The 22,617-nt window shown below is 66.2% G+C and carries 21 protein-coding genes; 9 read left to right on the top strand and 12 right to left on the bottom strand.

What is annotated here, in order from left to right; all coding sequences use genetic code 11:
- Position 1 precedes the first annotated feature (1 nt).
- The 6 genes from waaC to LOY33_RS23880 are packed head-to-tail and all read left to right on the top strand — an operon-like array spanning position 2 to position 5,912.
- Positions 2-1,060: a lipopolysaccharide heptosyltransferase I gene (waaC, locus tag LOY33_RS23905; RefSeq protein WP_054915991.1), complete on the top strand. Its 1,059-nt coding sequence runs from the start codon at positions 2-4 to the stop codon at positions 1,058-1,060.
- The gene (locus LOY33_RS23900; protein WP_258660278.1) at positions 1,060-2,184 is read left to right on the top strand and encodes a glycosyltransferase family 4 protein; all 1,125 of its coding nucleotides are present in this window, start codon (positions 1,060-1,062) and stop codon (positions 2,182-2,184) included. Before waaC ends, LOY33_RS23900 begins: the two co-directional genes overlap by 1 nt.
- Positions 2,181-2,987, top strand: a complete 807-nt coding sequence (gene rfaP / locus LOY33_RS23895; RefSeq protein ID WP_058541815.1) for a lipopolysaccharide core heptose(I) kinase RfaP — start codon at positions 2,181-2,183, stop codon at positions 2,985-2,987. The genes LOY33_RS23900 and rfaP overlap by 4 nt, the downstream gene beginning before the upstream one ends.
- A complete protein-coding gene (locus tag LOY33_RS23890; protein WP_043863661.1) occupies positions 2,987-3,721 on the top strand; it encodes a lipopolysaccharide kinase InaA family protein in 735 nt (244 codons plus the stop codon). Before rfaP ends, LOY33_RS23890 begins: the two co-directional genes overlap by 1 nt.
- Complete coding sequence (locus LOY33_RS23885) at positions 3,718-4,470, top strand: lipopolysaccharide kinase InaA family protein (protein ID WP_054915989.1); 753 nt, start codon at positions 3,718-3,720, stop codon at positions 4,468-4,470. The genes LOY33_RS23890 and LOY33_RS23885 overlap by 4 nt, the downstream gene beginning before the upstream one ends.
- Positions 4,470-5,912, top strand: a complete 1,443-nt coding sequence (locus LOY33_RS23880) for a lipopolysaccharide kinase InaA family protein (protein ID WP_043863663.1) — start codon at positions 4,470-4,472, stop codon at positions 5,910-5,912. Before LOY33_RS23885 ends, LOY33_RS23880 begins: the two co-directional genes overlap by 1 nt.
- Before the next feature lie 75 nt (positions 5,913-5,987).
- Here LOY33_RS23880 and LOY33_RS23875 read toward each other — a convergent pair whose 3' ends face one another.
- The 7 genes from LOY33_RS23875 to LOY33_RS23845 all read right to left on the bottom strand — a co-directional run bounded on the left by LOY33_RS23875 (position 5,988) and on the right by LOY33_RS23845 (position 14,095).
- Positions 5,988-6,167 carry a hypothetical protein gene (locus LOY33_RS23875; protein ID WP_043863664.1) on the bottom strand — a complete coding sequence of 60 codons (180 nt, stop codon included), beginning with the start codon at positions 6,165-6,167 and terminating at the stop codon, positions 5,988-5,990.
- On the bottom strand, positions 6,157-7,260 hold the full coding sequence (locus LOY33_RS23870; protein ID WP_054915987.1) for a PepSY domain-containing protein: 1,104 nt from the start codon (positions 7,258-7,260) through the stop codon (positions 6,157-6,159). The genes LOY33_RS23875 and LOY33_RS23870 overlap by 11 nt, the downstream gene beginning before the upstream one ends.
- Before the next feature lie 8 nt (positions 7,261-7,268).
- A complete protein-coding gene (locus LOY33_RS23865) occupies positions 7,269-9,704 on the bottom strand; it encodes a TonB-dependent siderophore receptor (protein ID WP_258660275.1) in 2,436 nt (811 codons plus the stop codon).
- Positions 9,705-9,848: 144 nt separating this feature from the next.
- On the bottom strand, positions 9,849-10,817 hold the full coding sequence (locus LOY33_RS23860) for a FecR domain-containing protein (protein WP_258660273.1): 969 nt from the start codon (positions 10,815-10,817) through the stop codon (positions 9,849-9,851).
- Positions 10,814-11,332 carry an RNA polymerase sigma factor gene (locus LOY33_RS23855; protein WP_258660271.1) on the bottom strand — a complete coding sequence of 173 codons (519 nt, stop codon included), beginning with the start codon at positions 11,330-11,332 and terminating at the stop codon, positions 10,814-10,816. Before LOY33_RS23855 ends, LOY33_RS23860 begins: the two co-directional genes overlap by 4 nt.
- Before the next feature lie 107 nt (positions 11,333-11,439).
- Positions 11,440-12,150, bottom strand: coding sequence for a PolC-type DNA polymerase III (locus LOY33_RS23850; RefSeq protein WP_043863669.1), 711 nt, complete (start codon positions 12,148-12,150; stop codon positions 11,440-11,442).
- A 10-nt stretch (positions 12,151-12,160) separates the two neighbouring features.
- Positions 12,161-14,095: a DUF294 nucleotidyltransferase-like domain-containing protein gene (locus LOY33_RS23845; RefSeq protein ID WP_258660269.1), complete on the bottom strand. Its 1,935-nt coding sequence runs from the start codon at positions 14,093-14,095 to the stop codon at positions 12,161-12,163.
- 202 nt (positions 14,096-14,297) lie between these two features.
- On the opposite strand from LOY33_RS23845, the gene LOY33_RS23840 reads away from it, so the two are divergent.
- Complete coding sequence (locus LOY33_RS23840) at positions 14,298-14,750, top strand: response regulator (protein ID WP_043863671.1); 453 nt, start codon at positions 14,298-14,300, stop codon at positions 14,748-14,750.
- Between the two features lie 54 nt (positions 14,751-14,804).
- Here the strand turns inward: LOY33_RS23840 and LOY33_RS23835 are convergent, their stop codons facing one another.
- Complete coding sequence (locus LOY33_RS23835; RefSeq protein ID WP_258660268.1) at positions 14,805-16,982, bottom strand: malate synthase G; 2,178 nt, start codon at positions 16,980-16,982, stop codon at positions 14,805-14,807.
- A 302-nt stretch (positions 16,983-17,284) separates the two neighbouring features.
- On the opposite strand from LOY33_RS23835, the gene LOY33_RS23830 reads away from it, so the two are divergent.
- A complete protein-coding gene (locus LOY33_RS23830; RefSeq protein WP_043863673.1) occupies positions 17,285-17,809 on the top strand; it encodes a glycine cleavage system protein R in 525 nt (174 codons plus the stop codon).
- Between the two features lie 15 nt (positions 17,810-17,824).
- On the opposite strand, the gene rarD is transcribed toward LOY33_RS23830, so the two are convergent.
- From rarD to LOY33_RS23810, 4 genes are all read right to left on the bottom strand, one after another.
- Complete coding sequence (gene rarD / locus LOY33_RS23825; protein ID WP_054915981.1) at positions 17,825-18,712, bottom strand: EamA family transporter RarD; 888 nt, start codon at positions 18,710-18,712, stop codon at positions 17,825-17,827.
- 63 nt (positions 18,713-18,775) lie between these two features.
- The gene (locus LOY33_RS23820) at positions 18,776-19,750 is read right to left on the bottom strand and encodes a serine/threonine protein kinase (protein ID WP_088514285.1); all 975 of its coding nucleotides are present in this window, start codon (positions 19,748-19,750) and stop codon (positions 18,776-18,778) included.
- A gap of 166 nt (positions 19,751-19,916) precedes the next feature.
- Positions 19,917-20,672, bottom strand: coding sequence for a TOBE domain-containing protein (locus LOY33_RS23815; RefSeq protein ID WP_043863676.1), 756 nt, complete (start codon positions 20,670-20,672; stop codon positions 19,917-19,919).
- Positions 20,673-20,731: 59 nt separating this feature from the next.
- Positions 20,732-21,469, bottom strand: coding sequence for a ComF family protein (locus tag LOY33_RS23810; RefSeq protein ID WP_258660264.1), 738 nt, complete (start codon positions 21,467-21,469; stop codon positions 20,732-20,734).
- An 89-nt stretch (positions 21,470-21,558) separates the two neighbouring features.
- On the opposite strand from LOY33_RS23810, the gene bioB reads away from it, so the two are divergent.
- The gene (gene bioB, locus LOY33_RS23805; RefSeq protein WP_043863678.1) at positions 21,559-22,617 is read left to right on the top strand and encodes a biotin synthase BioB; all 1,059 of its coding nucleotides are present in this window, start codon (positions 21,559-21,561) and stop codon (positions 22,615-22,617) included.

Raw genomic sequence — 22,617 nt, 5'->3', positions numbered from 1 at the left:
GTTGCGGGTACTGCTGATCAAGACCTCCTCGCTGGGGGATGTCATCCACGCGCTGCCGGCACTGACCGACGCGGCGCACGCCATTCCCGGCATCCGCTTCGACTGGGTGGTCGAGGAAGGCTTCGCCGAAATCCCCACCTGGCACCCTGCGGTCGATCACGTGATCCCGGTGGCCATCCGTCGCTGGCGCAAGAACCTCTGGCAAACCTTGAAGAACGGCGAATGGCGCCAGTTCAAGAAGCGCCTGCGCGAGCGCAAGTACGACCTGGTGATCGACGCCCAGGGCCTGGTGAAAAGCGCCTGGCTGACCCGCTACGTCAAGGCGCCGGTGGCCGGGCTGGACCGCTACTCGGCACGCGAGGGGCTGGCCAGCCGCTTCTACGACCGGCGCCTGTCGGTGGCCCGCGGGCAGCATGCGGTGGAGCGGGTGCGCCAGCTGTTCGCCCTGGCGCTGGGCTACGACCTGCCCTCGGGGCTGGGTGACTACGGCCTGGATCGCTCGCGCCTGGAAGAGATACCCACCAAGCCCTACGTGGTGTTCCTGCATGGCACCACCTGGGACACCAAGCACTGGCCCGAACTGTACTGGCGCCAGTTGGCCGAACGCCTGGGCCGTGCCGGCCTGCATATCTGCCTGCCATGGGGCAACCCGGCCGAAAAGGCCCGCGCCGAGCGCATCGCCCAGGGCCTGAAGAACGCCCAGGTGCTGCCCAGGCTGAACCTGGCCGGGGTCGCCCGGGTGCTGGCTGCCGCCAAGGCCTGCGTGGCCGTCGACACCGGCCTTGGGCACCTGGCGGCGGCACTCGATGTGCCTACCCTGTCGCTGTTCGGCCCTACCAACCCGGGCCTGACCGGGGCCTACGGCAAGGCCCAGGTGCACCTGGGCAGTGACTTCCCCTGCGCCCCGTGCCTGCAGAAGAAGTGCACCTACAAGCCGAGCGCCGACGACCGGCGCCGGTTCGATCTCAAACGCGAGTGGCCGCTGTGCTTCACTCGCCTGAACCCCGAGCGTGTGGCGAGCCAGTTGAGCGCGTTGCTGCGGGCAGAGGATGTGCGTTGATGCAACTGGCCTTTGTGCTCTACAAGTATTTCCCCTTCGGCGGCCTGCAGCGTGACTTCATGCGCATCGCCCTGGAGTGCCAGCGCCGTGGCCACCAGATCCGGGTGTATACCCTGATCTGGGAGGGCGACGTGCCCGAGGGCTTCGAAGTGCTGGTGGCGCCGGTCAAGGCGCTGTTCAACCATCGGCGCAACGAGAAGCTCACCGACTGGATGCAGGCCGACCTGGCCAGGCGCCCGGTCGACCGCCTGATCGGCTTCAACAAGATGCCGGGGCTGGACGTGTACTACGCCGCCGACGGCTGCTTCGAGGACAAGGCGCAGAACCTGCGCCACTCGCTGTACCGCCGCTGGGGCCGCTACCGCCACTTTGCCGAGTACGAGCGTGCGGTGTTCGGCAAGGACGCCAAGACCCAGATCCTGATGATCTCCGAGGTCCAGCAGCCGCTGTTCGTCAAGCACTACGACACCCCCGCCGAGCGCTTCCACCTGCTGCCTCCGGGCATCAGCCAGGACCGCCGGGCGCCGGCCAATGCCGCCGAGATCCGCACCGAGTTTCGCCGCGAGTTCAACCTGGCGGACGACGAGCGCCTGCTGGTGCAGATCGGCTCGGGCTTCAAGACCAAGGGCGTGGACCGCAGCCTCAAGGCGCTGGCCGCCTTGCCCAACAGCCTGCGCAAGCGCACCCGGCTGATGGTCATCGGCCAGGACGACCCCAAGGTGTTCCAGCTGCAGAGCGCGACGCTGGGGCTGACCGAGCAGGTGCAGTTCCTCAAGGGCCGCAGCGATATCCCGCGCTTTCTGCTCGGGGCCGACGCACTGATCCACCCGGCCTACAACGAGAACACCGGCACCGTGCTGCTCGAAGCCGTGGTGGCCGGGTTGCCGGTGCTGGTTTCGGCAGTGTGCGGCTATGCCCATTACATCGCTGAGGCCGATGCCGGCCTGGTGCTCGACGAGCCGTTCGAGCAGGAGCAACTCAACCGCTACCTGCAACGTATGCTCGAAGACGATGCGGCGCGTGCCGATTGGGGCCGCAACGGCCTGGCATTCGCCGACACCGCCGACCTGTACAGCATGCCGCAGCATGCGGCCGACGTGATCCTGGCGCAGGAGCGCGCATGAAACTGATACTGGCTGAACCCTTCAAGCGCCTGTGGGCCGGGCGCGATGCCTTCGACGCCGTCGAGGCCCTGCAAGGCGAGGTGTACCGCGAGCTGGAAGGCCGGCGCACGCTGCGCACCGAGGTCGAGGGCAACGGTTATTTCGTCAAGATCCACCGCGGCATCGGCTGGGGCGAGATCTTCAAGAACCTGTTCACCGCCAAGCTGCCGGTGCTCGGTGCCGGACAGGAATGGCAGGCCATCCAGCGCCTGCACGAAGTCGGCGTGCCGACCATGACCGCGGTGGCCTACGGCGAACGCGGCAGCAACCCGGCGACCCAGCATTCGTTCATCGTCACCGAGGAGCTGGCGCCCACCGTCAGCCTCGAGGACTTCAGCCTCGACTGGGTCAGGACGCCGCCGGCGCCGCGTCTCAAGCGTGCGCTGATCGCCGAGGTGGCGCGCATGACCGGCATGATGCACCGCGCCGGGGTCAACCACCGCGACTGCTACATCTGCCACTTTCTGCTGCACACCGACCGCCCGGTAACCCCGGACGACTTCAGGCTGTCGGTGATCGACCTGCACCGGGCCCAGACCCGCGCCAGCATTTCCCGACGCTGGCGCGACAAGGACCTGGCCGCGCTGTACTTCTCGGCGCTGGACATCGGCCTGACCCGACGCGACAAGCTGCGCTTTCTGCGCGGCTACTTCCAGCAGCCGCTGCGCCAGATCCTGGCCGAGCACGCCACCTTGCTGCGCTGGCTGGAGGGCAAGGCAAACAAGCTCTACGAGCGTAAACAACGGTATGGGGACGCGCTCTGATGGCGGGTTGGACACTGGAGCCGGCCTACGCGGCCCTGGCACAGGATTTCGGCAGCATCGACGCGGTGTTCGCGCTCAAGGGCGAACGCCTCACCCACGACCCGCTCAGCGAAGTGATTCGCGTCGAGCGCGGCGGGGTGAACTACTACGTCAAGCGTTACACCGGCGCCGGCAAGGGCCTGCGCCGCTACCTGGGGCGCCCGCGGATCAAGGCCGAGTGGCAGAACCTCAAGCAGTTCGCCAAGTGGGACATCCCCACCGCCGAGGTGGTGGCCTGCGGCCTGGAACGGCGAGGCTTCGCCTTCCACCGGGGCGCCATGATCACCCGCGAGCTGCCGCGCACCGAGGACCTCTCGGCGCTGGCCAAGCGCAACGACCCGCGCCTGGCAGATGCCGGCTGGGTCGACCATGTCAGCCGACAGCTGGCCCGCCATACGCGGGTGATGCACGACCATCACTTCACCCACAACGACCTCAAGTGGCGCAACCTGCTGGTCGATGACAAGGGCATGCTGTTCTTCATCGACTGCCCGACCGGTGCGTTCTGGGTCGGCTTCATGCTGCGCTATCGCATCACCAAGGATCTGGCCTGCCTGGACAAGGTGGCCAAGTATCACCTGTCGGCCACCCAGCGCCTGCGGTTCTACCTGCAATATCGCCGTCGCGATCGCCTGAACGCGTCGGACAAGCGCCGCGTGCGGCACGTCGTGACGTTTTTCGAGGGGCGCGAATGAGTGATTTCCTGGCCAGTGCCGAAGCTGCACTGCTTGAACGCCACGGCCTGAACAGCTTCGAGGCGCTGTGGGCGCTGCAGCTGGACGCCGTGGACGAGCCCAACACCGGGCGCGGCGGCTGGAGCCGCGTGTACCGCCTGGAGCTGGAGGGCAAGGGGTTCTACCTCAAGCGCCAGAGCGACTACCTCACGCGCACCCTGCACAGCCCCTTCGGCGAGCCGACCTTCGCCCGCGAGTTTCGCAACATCAAGCGCTACCAGAAGCTGCAGATCCCGGCCTTGCAGGCGGTGTTCTACGCCGAGCGCCGGGTCGACGGCGAGCGCCGTGCGATCCTGATGACCCGTGCGCTGGATGACTGGAGCGATCTTGACCACCTGCTCGGGCAGTGGCCGCAACTGGCCCTGGAGCAGCGCCAGGGCATCCTGCGCGCCTGTGGCGAACTGGCCCGCACGGTGCACGCGGCGGGGCAGGTGCATGGCTGCTTCTACCCCAAGCACATCTTTTTGCGCGAGCGCAGCGAAGGCTGGCAGGCGCAGTTGATCGATCTGGAGAAAACCCGGCCGCTGCTGCTGGGCCAGCGTGATCGCCTCAAGGACCTGGAGCCGCTGCTGCGTCGTGCCGGCGCATGGAGCGAGAGCGATGTACGGCTGATGCTGGCCGCCTACCTGGAGCAACCGGCCGACAGTACGCTGGTGGATACCTGGCTGCAGCGCCTGCTGCATCGCCGTCGTGAAAAAGAGGCCCGCTGATGCGTTTGTCTGAACTCAAGGACGCCGGGCGCAGCCCGCAACTGCCATTGAGCATTGCCCTGGCCGACGCCGCCGGGCCGGCCGAGCTGCAACTGCTCAGCCTGCTGCGGGTGCTGCCGGGGCAGCGGTATGTCGGTGCCGGGATCTGGCGTGGCAAGCCGGTGCTGGCCAAGCTGCTGGTGGGCAGCAGCGCCGCCCGCCACTTCCAGCGCGAACTGGACGGTGCGCGCCTGCTGGCCAGCCAGGGGCTGACCACGCCGTTGCTGCTGGCCGACGGCCTGCGTGAAGGCGAGGGCGGCTGGCTGCTGTTCGAATTTCTTGAGCACGCCCACAGCCTGGCGGATGCCTGGGCGGCGGTCGAGGGCCTGCCGGTGCTTGCCGATGCCCAGCAGGAAGTGCTGGGCGAAGCCCTGCGCGCCGTGGCGCAGATGCATGCCAAGGGCCTGTGGCAGGCCGACCTGCACCTGGACAACCTGCTGCGCCATGGCGGGGAGCTGTACCTGATCGATGGCGCGGGGGTGAAGGCCGAAACCCCGGGCCAGCCGCTGTCGCGTCAGCAGGTGCTGCAGAACCTGGGGGTATTCTTTGCGCAGTTGCCCAAGCGCCTGGAGCCCTTCGTCGAGGAACTGCTGGTGCACTACGTGCTGGTCAACGGCGAGCATGCGCTGCCGCTGGAAGCCTTGCAGAAGCAGATCGACAAGGTGCGCAGCTGGCGTCTGAAGGACTACCTGGACAAGGCCGGTCGCGAGTGCACGCTGTTCAGCGTGCAGCGCGGGGCCTCGGGCCTGCGCGCGATCCGTCGATCGGAGGTGGCGGCCATGCTGCCGGTGCTGGAGCAGGCCGACGCGCTAATCGACCAGGGCCACCTGTACAAGACTGGCGGCGCGGCGAGTGTGGCACGGGTCGAGGCGGGCGGTCGCAGCCTGGTGCTCAAGCGCTACAACATCAAGAACACCGCCCACTGGTTCAAGCGCTTCTGGCGCCCCAGCCGGGCCTGGCATTCGTGGATCGAAGGGCATCGCCTGGAGTTCCTCGGCATCGCCACGCCCAGGCCGCTGGCGGTGCTGGAGCAGCGCGTGCTGGGGCTGCGTAGCCGTGCGTACCTGGTGACCGAGTATGCCGACGGGCCGGACCTGATCGAGAGCTTTGCGCCCTACGTCGACAGCGCCGAGGTGCCAGAGGAGCAGCTGCAAGCGCTGCAGACCCTGTTGCAGCAGCTGATGGGCGAACGCATCAGCCACGGCGACCTGAAGGGTCACAACCTGTTCTGGCAGGACGGTCAATGGTCGCTGATCGACCTTGATGCGATGTGCCAGCACGCCACCCAACTCAGTTTCGCCAAGGCCTTCGCCCGTGACCGGGCGCGGTTGTTGCGCAACTGGCCGGCGGACAGTGCGTTGCACCAGCGGCTGGATGAGTGCCTGCCGAAACTGGCTGACTGACCTGCGCCTTTGCCGACAAGGCCGGCTCCTGCAGACGACGTGAAACCTTGCAGGCGCCGGCCTTGCCGACCAAGATTATCGCGCGGCCGGCCAAAAACCTCGCAGGCTGTATCCCACCGGCAGGGCCAGCCCCACCCACGCCAGCACATCCCACGGGCCATCCCCCAGCAGCGCCGCGAACAGCCCCACTGCGCCCAGCAGGGCAATCAGGCCCGGCATGCCGAACACCTTCCAGAACCTCGATTCACGCTTCATCACGTCGCCTGCGCACCCACCACAAATACACGCCGCTGCCGAGCACGATGATCGTCAGCACATCCAGCAGCGCCCATAGAATCTGCATCGGCCGGCCGCCGTAGTCGCCAAAGTGCAGCGGCTGCGACAGGCCCATCGCGTCCATGTACCACGGCCGCTCGCCAATCGCCGTCACCTGCAGGGTGCTGGCATCGATCAGTACCGGGGTCAGCAGGTGAGCGGTCAGGTGGGTGCTGCCCTTCATGAACACCGCATAGTGGTGCTCGCTGGAAAAGCGCGTGCCGGGGAAGGCGATGAAGTCCGGCTGCATGCCCGGCGCCGCCTCGGCGGCAATGTCCAGCAGACGGCTGGCCGGGGCCAGTGCGGTCAGCGGCGGTGCATCGCGGTACGGTGCGATCATCGCGCTGAGGCTGTCGTTGCGCCAGGCGGCGATGACCAGGTCGGACAGCGCGCTGATCACCCCGGTCACGCCCACCACCAGCGCCCAGGTCAGGGTCACGATGCCGATCAGGTTATGAAGGTCGAGCCAGCGCAGGCGCCGCGATTTGTCGTGGCGTACCGTGGCGAACTTCAGCCTGCGCATGAATGGCGCGTACAGCACCACCCCGGAGATGATCGCCACCACGAACAGCAGGCCCATGAAGGCCAGCAGCAGCTTGCCCGGCAAGCCGGCGAACATGTCCACATGCAGGCGCAGCATGGTCAGCATGAAGCCGCCGTTGGCCGAGGGCATCTCCACCACCTCGCCAGTACGCCCGTCGAGCATGAAGGTGTGCGACGAGTTGGGCTCGGTACCGGCGGTGGCGGCCATGATCGCGATCACGCCGTTGCTGTCGTCCTCGTCCCAGCCGAAGTACTGCATCACCTCGCCCGGGCGATGGGCCTGGGCCTTGAGCACCAGGGCCTGCAGGTCGAGTCTGGGTGTGTCGGCGGGCATTACCTTGAGCTCGGGCGCATCGCCCAGCAGGTGGTCGATCTCGTGGTGGAAGATCAGCGGCAGCCCGGTCAGCGCCAGCAACAGCAGAAACAGCGTGCACACCAGGCTGCTCCAGGTATGCACCCACGACCAGCGACGTATGGTTTGGCTCTTCATCGTTGGCCCTAGAACGTGTAGTTCACGCTGGCGACCACGTTGCGCTGGTCGCCGTAGTAGCACCAGAACCCGTCGCAGTTGGCCAGGTAGTCCTTGTTGAACAGGTTCTTGGCTTCCACCGCCACGCTCAGCCCCTTCATGCTGCTGTCCAGGCGACCCAGGTCGTAGTGCACGGCAGCGTCGTACACGGTGTAGGAGCCTACATGCGCCACCTCGGTGTTGGCGGTGTTGCCGTAGGTATCGCCGACATAGCGAACCCCGGCGCCCATGCCGAAGCCGTCCAGCGGGCCGGCGTGCCAGGTGTAGTCGGCCCACAGGGTGGCCTGGTTGCGCGGGATCAGCGCCATGCGGTTGCCGACTTCGCCAGGCACGCCCTTGCGGATCTCGGTATCGGTGTAGGTGTAGGAGCCGACCATTTTGAGGTTTTCGGTGACGGCGCTGGTGGCTTCCAGCTCGATGCCGCGCACCTGCAATTCACCGACACTGCGAGAGATGCTGCCTTCGGTGACCTTCACGTTGCTCTGGCGCAGGTCGTAGGCGGCTGCAGTCAGCAGGGTGTTGCTGCCCACCGGCTGGAACTTGACGCCCACTTCGTACTGGCGGCCTTCGGTGGGCTTGAACGACTGTGCTGCATCCACGTTGGCGCCGGTGGTCGGCTGGAACGACTCGGTGTAGGACAGGTACGGGGTGAGGCCGTTGTCGAACACGTAGCTCAGGCCCACGTTGCCGGTGAAGGCCTTGTCGCGCTGGGTGCTGGTGGCGTCGCCCTTGTTGTGGAAGGTGGTGCCGGTGTGAATCCAGTCCTCACGCCCGCCCAGGGTCAGGCGCCAGTTGTCCAGGGCGATCTGGTCCTGCACGTAGACGCCGGTCTGGCGGGTTTTCTGGCCGTAGTCCTGCAGTGCGAAGTAGTTCACGTTGGACATGTCGGCGCCATACACCGGCCGGATCACGCTGATTGGCGGCACGTTGATGCCGCTGATGTTGCCGTTGGCGTCGTAGTTGTACGAGCCGCCATACAGCCACTGGTAGTTGGTGTTGGAGCGCTGGTGGTCCAGGCCCAGCAGCAGGGTGTGCTCCAGCGCGCCGGTGCTGAAGTTGGCCTGCAGGTTGTTGTCGACGGCGAACTGGCTGATGTCTTCGTTGATGATCCCGGCCTCGCGGTTGACCGTGCCGTCGGGTTCTACGGTATTGAAGGTGGCCACGTTGACCGCGCGAAACGACAGGTCGCTCTTGGTGTAGCGCAGGTTCTGGCGCAGCTGCCATACGTCGTCGAGGCGGTGCTCGAAAGCGTAGCCCAGGGCGTAGTAGGTGCGGTCGTAGAAATCCCAGTCCGGCTCACCGAGGTTCTTGTGGTGGGAAATCTTTGCCCCGGCAGGCGAGGCCAGCCGGGTGCCCTGCAAGGGCAGGAACTGCCCGGTGATGCCGGTATCGTCGCGGGTGAACTGCGAGATGAAGGTCAGGCTGGTGTCGTCGTCGACGTTCCAGGTCAGGCTGGGGGCGAGGTTGTAGCGCTTGTCGGGAATATGGTCGACCGGTGCGTTGCTGTCGCGTACCACGCCGCTGACCCGGTACAGAAACTGGCCGGCGTCGTCGATCTTGCCGGTGCTGTCGAAGTTGATCTGCCGGTGTTCGTTGCTGCCGACCTGGGCTTCGATCTGGTGCGCGCTTTCGGCCTGCGGGCGTCGGCTGAGCATGTCGAGCATGCCGCCGGGCGGGGTCTGGCCATACACCGAAGAGGCCGGGCCGCGCAGTACGGTGATGCGTTCCAGGTTCCAGGGTTCGACCTTGGGGTTGGCGAACGAACCCTTGGGCAGCGGCAGGCCGTCGAGAAACTGGGTGGGGTCGAAGCCGCGCACGCGCAGCCAGTCGGCGCGCGAGTCCGAGCCGTAGCCGCTGCTTTGCACGCCCGCGGTGTAACGCAGCGCGTCGTTGAGGTTGAGCACCTGGCGCTGGTCGAGCTGTTCGCGGGTGATCACCGACATCGAGCGTGGCGCCTCGACGATCGGAGTGTCGGTCTTGGTGCCGGCGGCGGTGCGGGTGGCGACGTAGCCGGTGGTCGGGCCCCAGGCGCTCTCGTAGTCGCCGGCGGCGTTGATGCTGGTTTCCGGCAGGGCCAGGCTGCCTTCGGGGGCGGCGATCAGGCTGTAGGTGCCGGCGCTGCTCTGCTGCAGTTGCAGGCCGGTGCCGCGCAGGGCGGCCTGCAGGGCGCCGAGGCCGTCGTACTGGCCGCTGACTGGCGCCGAGGTGCGTCCGCTGGCCAGGCTCGGGTCCAGGGTCAGGGCGATGCCGGCCTGGCTGGCGATCAGGTTGAGGGTGGTCGACAACGGCCCGGCGGGCAGGCTGTAGCTGCGCGCGGCGCTCGATTCGGCGGCGATGGCGGCGGTGCTGGTCAGGGCCAGGGTCAGCAGGCAATGACGCAACAGCTTTTCAAGGGGACGGGACATGCAGCGGTTCCTCGGCGCAATAGTGCTAACTAGCTTCCATGCCGAGTGAAAAGGGAAAAGTGTCAGGGGGTGGGCAAAAAATAATGTTGAGGCCTTCGCCGGCAACGCCCGCTCCTGCAGGAGGGCGTTGCCGGCGAAGGCGTTTTACGGGGTCTCGCCCTTGGCCACGATCGTCACCCACCATGGCGTGCGCTTTTGCACCTGCACCGGCAAGGTCGGCAGCAGCGACTGCAGCGCAAGGTCGGTGTCGTGCAGCGGGAAGCTGCCGGTAATGCGCAACCCGGCCACCTCCGGCGACACCCCCAGGTAGCCGCTGCGATAACGCCCCAGCTCCTGCACCAGCGCATCCAGGCGCACGTTGTCGACCACCAGCATGCCGTGGGTCCAGGCGTCGGCGCCCAGGGCCAGCGGATCGATGCTGCCCAGCTGGTCGTGGCTCATCATCACCTGCTGGCCTTCGCGCACGATCTGCTCGTCGCCGCTGTCCTGCGGCTTGGCCGCCACCGCCGACTGCAACACGTTCAGGCGCGTGCCCTGGTCTTCCAGGCGCACCAGGAAGCGTGTGCCCAGTGCACGCAGGCGCCCGTCGGCCGTGGCGACGATGAACGGACGGTCATCCTTGTGCCCGGTCTCGATGGAAATCTCGCCCTCGCGCAGCACGATCAGGCGCTGCTGGCCATCGAAGCGAACATCCACCGCCGAATGGGTGTTGAGGCTGAGCAGGGTGCCGTCCTCCAGGCGCAGGCTGCGCTGCTCGCCGGTGGCCGTGCGCTGGTCGGCCAGCCAGTAGTCCAGGCTCTGGTGGGTACTCAGCCAGCCGAGCAGGCCGCCCACCAGCACGATGCTGGCCAGCCCGCTGCCCAGCTTGCGCACGCGCTGGCGCAGGCCGGCCCGGGTTTCGCCCAGGGCCTTGCGCGCCGGGCCGGCCGCCGCGGCGAAGCGCTGGTTGAGCATGCCCAGCTGCATCCAGGCCCGCGCATGTTCTTCGTCTGCCGCGTGCCAGCGCTCGAAATCGGCACGCTCCTCGGTGCTGCCCGCATCCAGGCACAGCTGCCAGGCGATGGCGGCATCAAGCACCTTGGCCGATACCGGCCTGCTACTGAAGCCGGTCATGTCGGCTCGCCGTACAGCGCCACATAGCACTGGCGCATGCCCTGGGCCAGGTACTGGCGCACCCGCGACACCGACACGCCCAGGCGCTCGGCGATCTCGGCATGGCCCATGCCGTCGAGGCGGTTGTACAGGAACGCGGCGCGCGCCTTGCTCGACAGCTTGCCCAGCAGGCGGTCGATGGCCTTGAGGTCTTCGAGGATCAGGTGCTGTTCTTCCGGTGACGGCTGTTCGGTTTCGGGGATCAGCATCAGTTCGGCGAGGTATGCCTGCTCCAGTGCCGCTCGGCGAAAGTGGTCGAACAGCAGGCCGCGCGCCACCGCGGCCAGGAACGCCCGCGGCTCGCGTGGTGCGGGCAGCTGCTCGCGCCCGAGCAGGCGCACGAAGGTGTCCTGGCTCAGGTCTTCGGCGCGCTCGGCACAGGCGACGTTGCGCCGCAGCCAGCCCAGCAGCCAGCCGCGATGGTCACGGTACAGCGCACCAACCAGCTCACCGTGTGGGCTTTGCACTGACGACAAGGTGTTCCCCGGAATAGATGCGTTAACTAACGAGAATTATTCGCGATTGTGTCAGAGCCGCTGGCACTGTGCAATTAACGCTCATCGGATGACGTATCCGGGGCTGGTCAGAAGCCGTGGCTGTGTTGCCGTCGCCGGCGCCAGCCTTGCAGGCGATGCTCCAGCAGCAGCGGGCTGTCGATGTGCTGGCGTCGCGCCTGGCTGAACAGGATCAGTGCCAGTTCGGCAGTGACCTGTGCATCGGCGCTGGCGTGGTGGCGTTCACCGGCCTGCAGGCCGAAGTGCGCGGTCCAGTCGTCGAGCCCGGCGTCGCGCAACACCACGTCGGGGTTGAGCAGCGGGGCCAGCTCGGCCACGTCGATGAATGGGTGCTGCAGGCGGTAGCCCAGGCTGTCCTTCAGGGCGCGGCTGAGCATGCGCTGGTCGAAGCCGGCGTGGAACGCCAGCAGCGGGCTGTCGCCGATGAACGCCATGAGGTCGAGCAGTGCATCGGCCGGCACGCAGCCGGCGGCAATCGCACTGGGCCCCAGGCCATGGATCAGCACGCTGGGGCCCGGCTTGTGGTCATGCCGGTGCAGGGTGCGCTCGAACTGCTGGCTGAAGTCGATGGCGCCGTCCTCGATCACCACCGCGCCAATCGACAGCACCTGGTCGCGGTTCAGGTTCAGGCCGGTGGTTTCCAGGTCCAGCACCACCCAGCGCTGGGCGCGCAGGGTGTGGTCCTGCAGCGGGGCGGGGCCGGGCAGTTGGGCCAGACGCTGCTGCTGGGCGGCGTCCAGTGCGGGTTGGCTGGGGCGCAGCCAGGCGAACAGGCTCATGACAGGTCGCTCATAGTTGGTAGCGCAGGGCCAGGCTGCTTTGCAGACGCTGGGCCTGGCGCAGCGATTCGCGCAGGATGCGCCGGTCCAGGTCGTTGAGGCTGTCGGGGTCGACGCGGTTGGAGTAGGGCAGGTTCTGGCGGGTCTGCAACTGGTGCTGCTGCATGCGGGTCTGCTGGATGAAGTGGTAGGCCTCTTCATAGGCGCCGCCATCGAGCGGGTCGATCACTTCCTTGCCTACCAGCTGGCGCAGGCGCTCCAGGGTGTTGTTGGCGTGCACGCCATTGGCCAGCGCCAGCAGGCGCGCGCCGTCGACGAAGGGCGTGAGGCCCTGCACCTTGAGGTCGAGGGTGGCGGCCTTGTCGTTGCCGCTGCGGGTCAGCACGAACTCGCGAAAGCGCCCCACGGGCGGGCGCTGACGCAGGGCGTTGGCGGCCATCATGCGCTGGAACAGGCGGTTGTCGGCGACCTGGTCGAGGATGCCCTGGCGCAGTTGTTCGCACGCCTGTTCGTCGCCCCACACCACGCGCAGGTCGAAATAGATGCTCGAGGCCAGCAGGTTCTCGGGGGTGGCTTCGCGGATGAACGCGGCAAAGCGCCGTGCCCACTCGGCCCTCGACAGACACAGCTCGGGGTTGCCGGCCATGATGTTGCCCTTGCACAGGGTGAAGCCGCACTGCGCCAGGCCCTGGTTGATGTGCTGCGCCAGCGGCAGCAGGCGGGCGCGAATTTCGGCAGCCTGGGCCGCGTCGCGTGCCTCGAACAGGATGCCGTTGTCCTGGTCGGTGTGCAGGGTCTGTTCGCGGCGGCCTTCGCTGCCGAAGCACAGCCAGCTGAACGGCACGCCGGGGTTGCCCTTGTCCTGGATCGCCAGTTCGATCACCCGGCACACGGTGTGGTCGTTGAGCAGGGTGATGATGTGGGTGATCTGGGTGGACGAGGCGCCATGGGCGAGCATGCGCTCGACCAGCTGGCCGATCTCGCCGCGCAGCGACACCAGGTTCTCGACCCGCGCGGCGTGACGGATGGTGCGTGCCAGGTGTACCAGGTCGACCCGCTGCAGCGAGAACAGGTCGCGCTCGGAGACCACCCCGCACAGACGCTGGTCCTGTACCAGGCACACATGGGCGATATGGCGCTCGGTCATCGCGATGGCGGCGTCGAAGGCGCTGGCCTGGGGGCTGAGGTAGAAAGGCGCGGCGGTCATGTGCGCGGCGATCGGTGCGGCGAAGTCGGCACTGGCATCGGCCACCACCTGGCGCAGGTCGCGCAGGGTGAAGATGCCGACCGGTGCGCGCTGCTCGTCGACGATCACGATGCTGCCCACCTGCTGCTCGTGCATCAGGCGTACGGCCTCGCGTACGGGCGTATCAGGCGCGCAGGTGACCGGATGACGCATGGCCAGCTCACCCAGGCGGGTATTGAGCGAATACTGGTTGCCGAGGGTTTCAACTGCGCGGCGCTGGACCTGCTGGTTGACCTGGTCGAGCAGGCTGCTGACACCCCGCAGGGCAAAATCCCGAAACACTTCTGAGAGTGCGAACAGGCGGATGAACGCCGCCTTGTTCAGTTGCAGGCAGAAGGTGTCTTCGGCGGCCAGGTGTTCGGTACGGGTGGCGCGCTCGCCCAGCAGGGCGGCCAGCGGGAAGCACTCGCCTCCGGTGATCTCGAAGGTGGTCTCGGTGCCGGTGGCGGCATGGTTGCGCTCGCCCACCACGCGTCCCTGCTTGACGATGTAGAAGTGCTCGACGGGTCCGTCGGCAGGCTTGATGATGCTCTCACCGCTGGCGTAGAAGCGCAGCTGGCATTGTTCCACCAGGTACGCCAGGTGGGCGTTTTCCATCTGGTTGAAGGGAGGAAAGCGTTGCAGGAACTGCATGGTGCCGTGAATATTCTGCAGTACTGCGGTTTTGCCGGCCTGGTCGAAGGCGTCCATCTTGCTCATGAGCTTTACCGCATCTGTGCGTCGGCGCCGAGGGCCGAGCATTTGTTTTTATCGTGCTGCATGGTCGGCCGCGGGGTGCGCAGTGCCCATTGGACGTTTGTCTAAAGTGGGTAAGCGTCAATTATCCGACGAAAGGCGGGTTGCGGCACATGCGTTTGCGGTCTGAACTTGATTCAACGGATATTTTTACGATGGAACAGCCATGCCCGAAGCCGACGACATACTGAGCGAAGCCGAGCGCAAGGCGCTGGCGAGCGTGACTGCGCGCGGGACCGCGCTGCCCAAGGTGCTGATCGTCGAAGACGACAAAGGGTCGCGCGAAGCGCTGGCGAGTTACTTGAAGGCCCATGGCATTCGTTGCCTTGCCGCAGAAAACACCACGGTGGCGTTCGACTACCTCAAGCGCGAACCCAGAATCGGGCTGCTGATTACCGACCTGCGCATGCAGCCGGTGGGGGGCATCGAGTTCATCAAGCAGATTCGTGAGTCGGACCAGGCCGCGTTGCCGATCATCATCGTGTCGGGCGATGCCAAGGTGCAGGACGCGATTGCGGCAATGCACCTGAGCGTGGTCGACTTTCTGCTCAAGCCGCTCGACCAGGAGAAGCTGGAAAAGCTGGTGAAGCTGGTGAGGCATGAGCTGGGCATCGGCTGAAACCCTTCGCTGGCTTGCCAGCGAAGGGGTGCGTCAGGCAGTGCTGTAACGAGCTTACAGCCCGTTGCGCGCCTTGAACTCGCGACGACGGCGATGCAGTACCGGCTCGGTATAACCGTTCGGCTGCTTCGCACCCTCGATCACCAGCTCGACCGCCGCCTGGAAGGCGATGTTGCTGTCGAAGTCCGGTGCCATCGGGCGGTACAGCGGGTCGTTGGCGTTCTGCTTGTCGACCACCGGCGCCATGCGCTTGAGGCCTTCGATCACCTGCGCCTCGCTGATGATGCCGTGACGCAGCCAGTTGGCCAGCAACTGCGCGGAAATCCGCAGGGTGGCGCGGTCTTCCATCAGGCCCACATCGTTGATGTCCGGCACTTTCGAGCAACCCACGCCCTGGTCGATCCAGCGCACTACATAGCCAAGAATGCCCTGGGCATTGTTGTCCAGTTCGTTGCGGATCTCTTCGTCCGACCAGTTGGTGTCGGTGGCCAGCGGAATGGTCAGGATATCGTCGACCGAGGCCGGCGCACGCTTGGCAAGCTCCGCCTGGCGGGCGAAAACGTCGACCTTGTGATAGTGCAGCGCGTGCAGCGCGGCGGCGGTCGGCGACGGCACCCAGGCGGTGTTGGCACCGGCCAGTGGGTGGGCGATCTTCTGCTCGAGCATGTCGGCCATCAGATCAGGCATGGCCCACATGCCCTTGCCGATCTGCGCGCGGCCCTGCAGGCCGGTGGCAAGGCCCACGTCGACGTTGTTGTTCTCGTAGGCACCGATCCACTTCTGGGTTTTCATGGCGCCCTTGCGCACCACGGCGCCCGCTTCCATGGAGGTGTGGATCTCGTCACCGGTACGGTCGAGGAAGCCGGTGTTGATGAACACCACGCGCTCGCTGGCGGCCTGGATGCAAGCCTTGAGGTTGACCGTGGTACGGCGCTCCTCGTCCATGATGCCGACCTTCAGGGTGTTGCGCTTGAGGCCCAGCACGTCTTCGACGCGGCCGAACAGCTCGTTGGTGAAGGCGGCTTCTTCAGGGCCGTGCATCTTCGGCTTGACGATGTACACCGAGCCGGTACGGCTGTTCTTGCGGGTGGTGTTGCCGTTGAGGTTGTGCACCGCAGCCAGGTTGGTGACCAGCGCATCGAGGATGCCTTCGGGCACTTCGTTGCCATCCTTGTCGAGGATCGCGTCGATGGTCATCAGGTGACCGACGTTGCGCACGAACAGCAACGAACGGCCATGCAGGCTCAGCGAGCCGCCATTGGGCGCGGTGTACTCGCGGTCCGGGTTCATGGTGCGGGTGAAGGTCTGGCCGGCCTTGCTCACGCTTTCGGCCAGGTCGCCCTTCATCAGGCCCAGCCAGTTGCGGTAGATCACCACCTTGTCGTCGGCATCCACCGCGGCCACGGAGTCTTCGCAGTCCATGATGGTGGTCAGGGCGGCTTCCATCAGCACGTCCTTGACCCCGGCGGCGTCGGTCTGGCCGACCGGGGTGCTGGCATCGATCTGGATCTCGAAGTGCAGGCCGTTGTTTTTCAGCAGCACGGCGACAGGGGCCGTGGCATCGCCCTGGTAGCCGACCAGTTGCGCGTCGTCGCGCAGGCCGCTGTTGCTGCCACCCTTGAGGATGACCACCAGCTTGCCATCGGCAATGCTGTAGCGGGTGGCATCGACGTGGGAGCCGGCCGCCAGTGGCGCAGACTCGTCGAGGAAGGCGCGGGCGAAGGCGATGACCTTGTCGCCGCGTACCTTGTTGTAGCCCTTGCCCTTCTCGGCGCCACCGGCTTCGCTGATGGCGTCGGTGCCGTACAGCGCGTCGTACAGCGAGCCCCAGCGGGCGTTGGAGGCGTTGAGGGCGAAGCGTGCGTTCATCACCGGCACTACCAGCTGCGGGCCGGCCATGCGAGCGATCTCGTCATCGACATTCTGGGTGGAGGCCTGGAAGTCCGCCGCTTCTGGCAGCAGGTAGCCGATCTCCTGGAGGAAGGCCTTGTAAGCCGGAGCATCGTGGGCCTGGCCCTTGCGCGCCTGGTGCCAGGCGTCGATCTGCGCCTGCAGGGTGTCACGCTTGGCCAGCAGGGCTTTGTTCTTTGGAGCGAGGTCGTTGATGATCTTCTCTGCCCCGATCCAGAACTGCTCGGCGTTGACGCCGGTTCCGGGAATGGCTTCGTTGTTCACGAAGTCGAACAGGACTTTGGCGACCTGAAGGCCACCGACTTGAACGTGTTCAGTCATTGCTTGCCTCACTCTGCTCAGCTATTCAGCTCTTGTTTCAACATTTTTGTAGTGCGCGTCGCGGCATACTACATGAAGCGCTGCGCTTGGGAAAATCAGACTAAATACGCCGTTTTGCGACCATTTGGTCGCAAAACGTCGTTCTGGGAGCGGGCATGTTCTCAAAAATCGAGTGAATTGTTCCAGATAAATCTAAAAACAGTACACGATTTGTTGTTCGAGCCCGCTGCGGCAGGTTGCCGCGCCTTGCCTATACTTGATCGGCGCCCCCGGTATTCGGGGGCTGGAGAGAGGACTGGCGCGTGGATCATCTTGTCTTGACCGTGATTGCCCCTGACCGCGCCGGCCAGGTGGAGCGGGTGGCCGAATGCATCGCCGAGCATAACGGCAACTGGCTGGAGAGTCGCATGTCGCGCATGGCAGGGCAATTCGCCGGCATCCTGCGCGTCGCGGTACCGGCCGAATCCTATGACGAACTGGTGGAGGCGTTGCAGGCGCTGGGCAAGCACGGGATTCGCGTGCTGATCGCCGAAAGCGGCATCGAGCCGTCGTGCACCTGGAAGCCGATCGCGATGGAGCTGGTGGGCAACGATCGCCCCGGCATCGTGCGCGACATCACCCGGCTGCTGGCCGAACAGGGGGTGAACCTGGAGCGCTTCAGTACCGACGTGCGGCCCGCGCCGATGAGCAGCGAGCCGCTATTTCACGCCGATGCGCTGCTGGCCCTGCCGCTGACGCTGTCGCTGGATGACCTGCAACAGCGCCTGGAGGCCCTGGCCGACGACCTGATGGTGGAGCTCAAGCTGCGCCCCGAAGAGTCGGCGTAGGGGGTGGCGTAGCGCTCAGGTGCGCCGGCGAATGCTCAGCCAGGCATCCACGCTGTACAGTGCCAGGCCGGCCCAGATGAACATGAACGCCACCAGTGTGCTGCTCGACAGATGTTCGTCGAACAGCAGCACCGCCTGCAGCAGCACCAGGGTCGGCGCCAGGTACTGCAGAAAGCCCAGAGTGGTGTAAGGCAGGTGCCGCGCGGCGGCGTTGAAGCACACCAGCGGTATCAGCGTGACGGGCCCGGCGGCGGCCAGCCACAGCGCGTCGCTGGTGCTGTAGAAGCTGGCCTGGGCGCTGTGGGCCATGGGGTTGAGCAGCAGCCAGCCGATGGCCAGCGGTACCAGCATCCAGGTTTCCACCACCAGTCCCGGCAACGCCGCCACTGGCGCCTGCTTGCGGATCAGCCCGTAGAAGCCGAAGCTCAGCGCCAGTACCAGCGACACCCATGGCAGGCTGCCCACCTGCCACACCTGCTGCGCCACCCCCACTGCCGCCAGGCCTACCGCCACCCACTGCAGGCGGCGCAGACGCTCGCCCAGCAGCAACATGCCCAGCAGCACGTTGACCAGCGGGTTGATGTAGTAACCCAGGCTCGCCTCGAGCATGCGCCCGTTGTTCACCGACCACACATAGGTCAGCCAGTTGCCCGCGATCAGCGATCCGCTCAGGGCCAGGATTGCCAGGCGCCGCGGGTTGTCGCGCAGTTCGCGCCACCAGCCCGGGTGCTTCCAGAACAGCAGCAGGATCGAGCCGAACAGGGCCGACCACAGCACCCGATGCACGATGATTTCCACGGCGGGCACGTTCTGCAGGGCTTTGAAATAGATGGGGAACAAGCCCCAGATGATGTAGGCGGTCAGGCCCAGTATGTACCCGCGGCGCGGGTTGGCGGCTTGCATGCTGATTCCTTGCTTAGGCAGCTATCTAAAACCCGGCTATTGTAGACAGACTGGCAGCAGGTTCTAGAACAATTTCAGCGGCTCTTCGGCCAGTGCGGCGGTCTGCTCACGCAGGGCCAGGACCTGGTCGCCCCAGTAGCGTTCGCTGCCAAACCACGGGAAGCTGCGCGGGAACGCCGGGTCGTCCCAGCGGCGCGCCAGCCAGGCGCTGTAGTGCAGCTGGCGCAGGGCGCGCAGCGGTTCGATCAGGGCCAGTTCGCGGGGGTCGAAATCATGGAACTCGTTGTAGCCATCCATCAGTTCGGCCAGCTGGCCCAGGCGCTCGTGACGATCGCCGGCGAGCATCATCCACAGGTCCTGCACGGCGGGGCCCATGCGGCAGTCGTCCAGGTCGACGATGTGGAACACCTCATCGCGGCACATCATGTTGCCCGGGTGGCAGTCGCCGTGCAGGCGGATGCTCTTGTACGGGGTGCGGGCGTAGGCGTCCTCCACGCGCTTGAGCAGGTCGCGGGCCACCGACTCGTAGGCCGGCAGCAGGCTGCGCGGCACGAAGTTGCCTTCGAGCAGGGTGGCGAGGGAGGCGTGACCGAAGTTGGCCACGCCCAGCGCTTCACGGTGTTCGAACGGGCGCGTGGCGCCGACCGCGTGCAGGCGACCGAGCAACTGGCCGAGGCGGTACAGCTGGTCGAGGTTGCCCGGCTCCGGCGCGCGGCCGCCACGGCGCGGGAACAGTGTGAAGCGAAAGCCTGCATGCTCGAACAGGCTCTGGCCGTTGTGCACCAGCGGGGCGACCACGGGGACTTCGCAGTCGGCCAGTTCGGCGGTGAAGGCGTGCTCCTCGAGAATCGCCGCGTTGCTCCAGCGGCCGGGGCGATAGAATTTGGCGATCAGCGGTTCGGCGTCTTCGATGCCCACCTGGTAGACACGGTTCTCGTAGCTGTTGAGTGCCAGAACACGAGCGTCGCTGAGAAAGCCGATGCTTTCGACAGCGTCCAGGACCAGGTCGGGGGTAAGGGTATCGAAGGGGTGTGACATGGGAACTCCTGCAGCGCGACGGGTGGCCGGGCGTATGAGAGCCATGGTACAGCACCCCGGGGACGCTGCATGCCCCATCGCGGGTCAAGCCCGCTCCCACAAGGAAATCGCTGAACCTGTGGGAGCGGGCTTGACCCGCGATGGGCTGTGCTGCAGCCCCAATAATCTAGAGCGGCGTACCCAGCAGCACATACGCCGGCGAGAACCGCACTGCCACTTCACTGCCTACCGCCACCCGGTTGTCCAGCAGCCACTGCGGCTCGGCAAATGCGCACAGCGTCTGGCCGTTGCTCAGGCTCAGGCGCACCTCGGTAGTCCCTTGCGGGTCATCGATCAGTTCCTGTACCACGGCGCTCAACTGGTTGACCTGCGCCGGCCCGGGCATCGCCACCTCCAGCCAGCCTGCCTTGATCAGCGCCACCACCGGCGTGCCCGGTTCCAGCTCCAGGCGCAAGGTGCTGTCATGGGTGATCTGCGCCTCGATGCGCAGCCCCCCGGCCAGGGTCAGCTCCACGGTGTCGATGCGGCCCTGCGCGCGAATGGCGCTGACCCGCCCATGCAACTGATTGCGCGCACTGGTGCGCAGCATCAGGCGCCCGAGCAGGTCGAGATCGTCGGAGTCTTCGGCCGCTTCCAGCACCTGCGCCTGCAACAGTTGCAGCTTCTGGTACAGGCGCAACACCCGCTGCCCCTCCAGCGACAGTTTCGCCCCACCGCCCCCGCGCCCGCCCACGCTGCGTTCTACCAGCGGGCTGGCGGCCAGGTTGTTGAGCTCGTCGATGGCATCCCACGCGGCCTTGTAGCTGATGCCGGCGCTCTTGGCCGCCCGGGTGATCGACCCCTGCTCGGCGATGTGGGCAAGCAGGGCGATGCGTTGCGGGCGACGGACGATATGTTGGGTCAACAGGGCAGGCAGGGACATGGGCGGGCACGCAGTCGGGGCAGGGATGGCCCAGAAAGTGCCCGCCGCCCCGGCGCAAGTCAAGCGCCGCCGGGCTTGGGCGTGCGTGCCAGGCAGTATACGTCCACCCGCGTGGCACCCGCCGCCCGCAACAGGCTGGCCAGTGCCTGCGCAGTGGCGCCGGTGGTGAGCACATCGTCGACGATCGCCACATGCTGCCCCCTGATCGCCGCCGAATCGGCCAGGGCAAAGGCGTGGCGCAGGTTGCGCTTGCGCGCCTTGGCCGTCAGCCCCTGCTGGGCCGCCGTTTCTTGCGGGCGTTGGAGCAGACGTGGCTCGCAGGCGATCTCCAACTGCCCGGCCAACCACTGGGCAAGCATCGCAGCCTGGTTGAAGCCGCGTTCGCGCAGGCGCCGGCGCGCCAGCGGTACCGGCAACAGCAGGCCGGGCCGCGGCAGGTCTTCGGCAAAGCGGTAGGCAAGCCAGTTGCCCAGCAGTTGCGCCAGCAATCGGCCCAGCGGCCACTGGCGCTGGTGCTTGAAGCGGGTGATCAGTGCATCCACGGGGAAGCCGTAGTGCCAGGGCGCCTCGACCCGGGTGAAGGCGGGTGGGCGGCGGCTGCACTGGCCGCAGGTCAGGCCCCGCATCGGCAAGGGCAGCGCGCAGGTTCGACAGCATTCTTCCAGCCAGGGCAGTTCGGCCTCGCAGGCCACGCAAATGGGGTGTGACTGCTGGGCAGGTTCATCGCACAGCAAACACGCTTGGTTGATATTTAGCCAGTTGTAAACCAGTTGTTTAAGGTGTGGTTGACAGTGCATGGCGCTTCCTTAACTATGCGAGCTATCCGTGATGCGCTGGCGGGCTTTCCTGTCCCGGCGCCAGTACAAGCCTAAACAAGGAAACACCCATGAGCGCCAGCACAACTGCAACGCTTCGTCACGACTGGTCCCTGGCCGAAGTCAAAGCACTGTTCCAGCTACCGTTCAACGACCTGCTGTTTCAGGCGCAGACCGTTCACCGCGCGCATTTCGACGCCAACCGCGTTCAGGTCTCGACCCTGCTGTCGATCAAGACCGGCGCCTGCCCGGAAGATTGCAAATATTGTCCGCAGTCCGGCCACTACAACACCGGCCTGGAAAAACAGAAGCTGATGGAGGTGCAGAAGGTGCTGGAGGAGGCCGCCCGGGCCAAGGCCATCGGCTCCACGCGATTCTGCATGGGCGCGGCGTGGAAGCACCCGTCGGCCAAGGACATGCCCTACGTGCTGCAGATGGTCAAAGGGGTCAAGGCGCTGGGCCTGGAAACCTGCATGACCCTGGGCAAGCTCGACCAGGAGCAGACCGTGGCCCTGGCCCAGGCCGGCCTGGACTACTACAACCACAACCTGGACACCTCGCCTGAGTTCTACGGCAGCATCATCACCACCCGCACCTACGGCGAGCGCCTGCAGACCCTGGCTTATGTGCGCGATGCCGGGATGAAGATCTGTTCGGGCGGGATCCTGGGCATGGGCGAATCGCTGGACGACCGCGCCGGGCTGCTGATCCAGCTGGCCAACCTCCCGGAGCACCCCGAATCGGTGCCGATCAACATGCTGGTGAAGGTGGCGGGCACGCCGCTCGAGAATGCCGAAGACGTCGACCCGTTCGACTTCATCCGCATGCTGGCAGTGGCGCGCATCCTCATGCCGCAGTCCCATGTGCGCCTGTCGGCCGGGCGCGAGGCGATGAACGAACAGATGCAGGCACTGGCCTTCTTCGCCGGGGCCAACTCGATCTTCTACGGCGAGAAGCTGCTGACCACCGCCAACCCGCAGGCCGACAAGGACATGCAACTGTTCGCGCGCCTGGGCATCCAGCCTGAAGCGCGCGAAGAGCACGCCGACGAGGTGCACCAGGCGGCCATCGAGCAGGCGCTGATCGAGCAGAAGAGCAGCGAGCTGTTCTACGACGCCGCCTCCGCCTGA

It is taken from the genome of Pseudomonas sp. B21-036, from assembly GCF_024748925.1.
In the GTDB taxonomy this organism is placed as follows: Bacteria; Pseudomonadota; Gammaproteobacteria; order Pseudomonadales; family Pseudomonadaceae; genus Aquipseudomonas; species Aquipseudomonas palmensis.
Note: the sequence above shows the minus strand (reverse complement) of the source record. Positions and strands in the feature narration are given on the sequence as shown.

What these genes read in the sequence shown, in the direction of transcription:
- LOY33_RS23840 (WP_043863671.1), top strand. Translation starts at nt 14,298, where the DNA reads ATGCCCGAAGCCGACGACATACTGAGCGAAGCCGAGCGCAAGGCGCTG.
- LOY33_RS23845 (WP_258660269.1), bottom strand. Translation starts at nt 14,095, where the DNA reads ATGAGCAAGATGGACGCCTTCGACCAGGCCGGCAAAACCGCAGTACTG.
- LOY33_RS23885 (WP_054915989.1), top strand. Translation starts at nt 3,718, where the DNA reads ATGAGTGATTTCCTGGCCAGTGCCGAAGCTGCACTGCTTGAACGCCAC.
- LOY33_RS23810 (WP_258660264.1), bottom strand. Translation starts at nt 21,469, where the DNA reads ATGCACTGTCAACCACACCTTAAACAACTGGTTTACAACTGGCTAAAT.
- LOY33_RS23860 (WP_258660273.1), bottom strand. Translation starts at nt 10,817, where the DNA reads ATGACCGGCTTCAGTAGCAGGCCGGTATCGGCCAAGGTGCTTGATGCC.
- LOY33_RS23835 (WP_258660268.1), bottom strand. Translation starts at nt 16,982, where the DNA reads ATGACTGAACACGTTCAAGTCGGTGGCCTTCAGGTCGCCAAAGTCCTG.
- LOY33_RS23865 (WP_258660275.1), bottom strand. Translation starts at nt 9,704, where the DNA reads ATGTCCCGTCCCCTTGAAAAGCTGTTGCGTCATTGCCTGCTGACCCTG.
- rfaP (WP_058541815.1), top strand. Translation starts at nt 2,181, where the DNA reads ATGAAACTGATACTGGCTGAACCCTTCAAGCGCCTGTGGGCCGGGCGC.
- LOY33_RS23890 (WP_043863661.1), top strand. Translation starts at nt 2,987, where the DNA reads ATGGCGGGTTGGACACTGGAGCCGGCCTACGCGGCCCTGGCACAGGAT.
- rarD (WP_054915981.1), bottom strand. Translation starts at nt 18,712, where the DNA reads ATGCAAGCCGCCAACCCGCGCCGCGGGTACATACTGGGCCTGACCGCC.
- LOY33_RS23880 (WP_043863663.1), top strand. Translation starts at nt 4,470, where the DNA reads ATGCGTTTGTCTGAACTCAAGGACGCCGGGCGCAGCCCGCAACTGCCA.
- LOY33_RS23870 (WP_054915987.1), bottom strand. Translation starts at nt 7,260, where the DNA reads ATGAAGAGCCAAACCATACGTCGCTGGTCGTGGGTGCATACCTGGAGC.
- LOY33_RS23900 (WP_258660278.1), top strand. Translation starts at nt 1,060, where the DNA reads ATGCAACTGGCCTTTGTGCTCTACAAGTATTTCCCCTTCGGCGGCCTG.
- LOY33_RS23815 (WP_043863676.1), bottom strand. Translation starts at nt 20,672, where the DNA reads ATGTCCCTGCCTGCCCTGTTGACCCAACATATCGTCCGTCGCCCGCAA.
- LOY33_RS23850 (WP_043863669.1), bottom strand. Translation starts at nt 12,150, where the DNA reads ATGAGCCTGTTCGCCTGGCTGCGCCCCAGCCAACCCGCACTGGACGCC.
- bioB (WP_043863678.1), top strand. Translation starts at nt 21,559, where the DNA reads ATGAGCGCCAGCACAACTGCAACGCTTCGTCACGACTGGTCCCTGGCC.
- LOY33_RS23820 (WP_088514285.1), bottom strand. Translation starts at nt 19,750, where the DNA reads ATGTCACACCCCTTCGATACCCTTACCCCCGACCTGGTCCTGGACGCT.
- LOY33_RS23875 (WP_043863664.1), bottom strand. Translation starts at nt 6,167, where the DNA reads ATGAAGCGTGAATCGAGGTTCTGGAAGGTGTTCGGCATGCCGGGCCTG.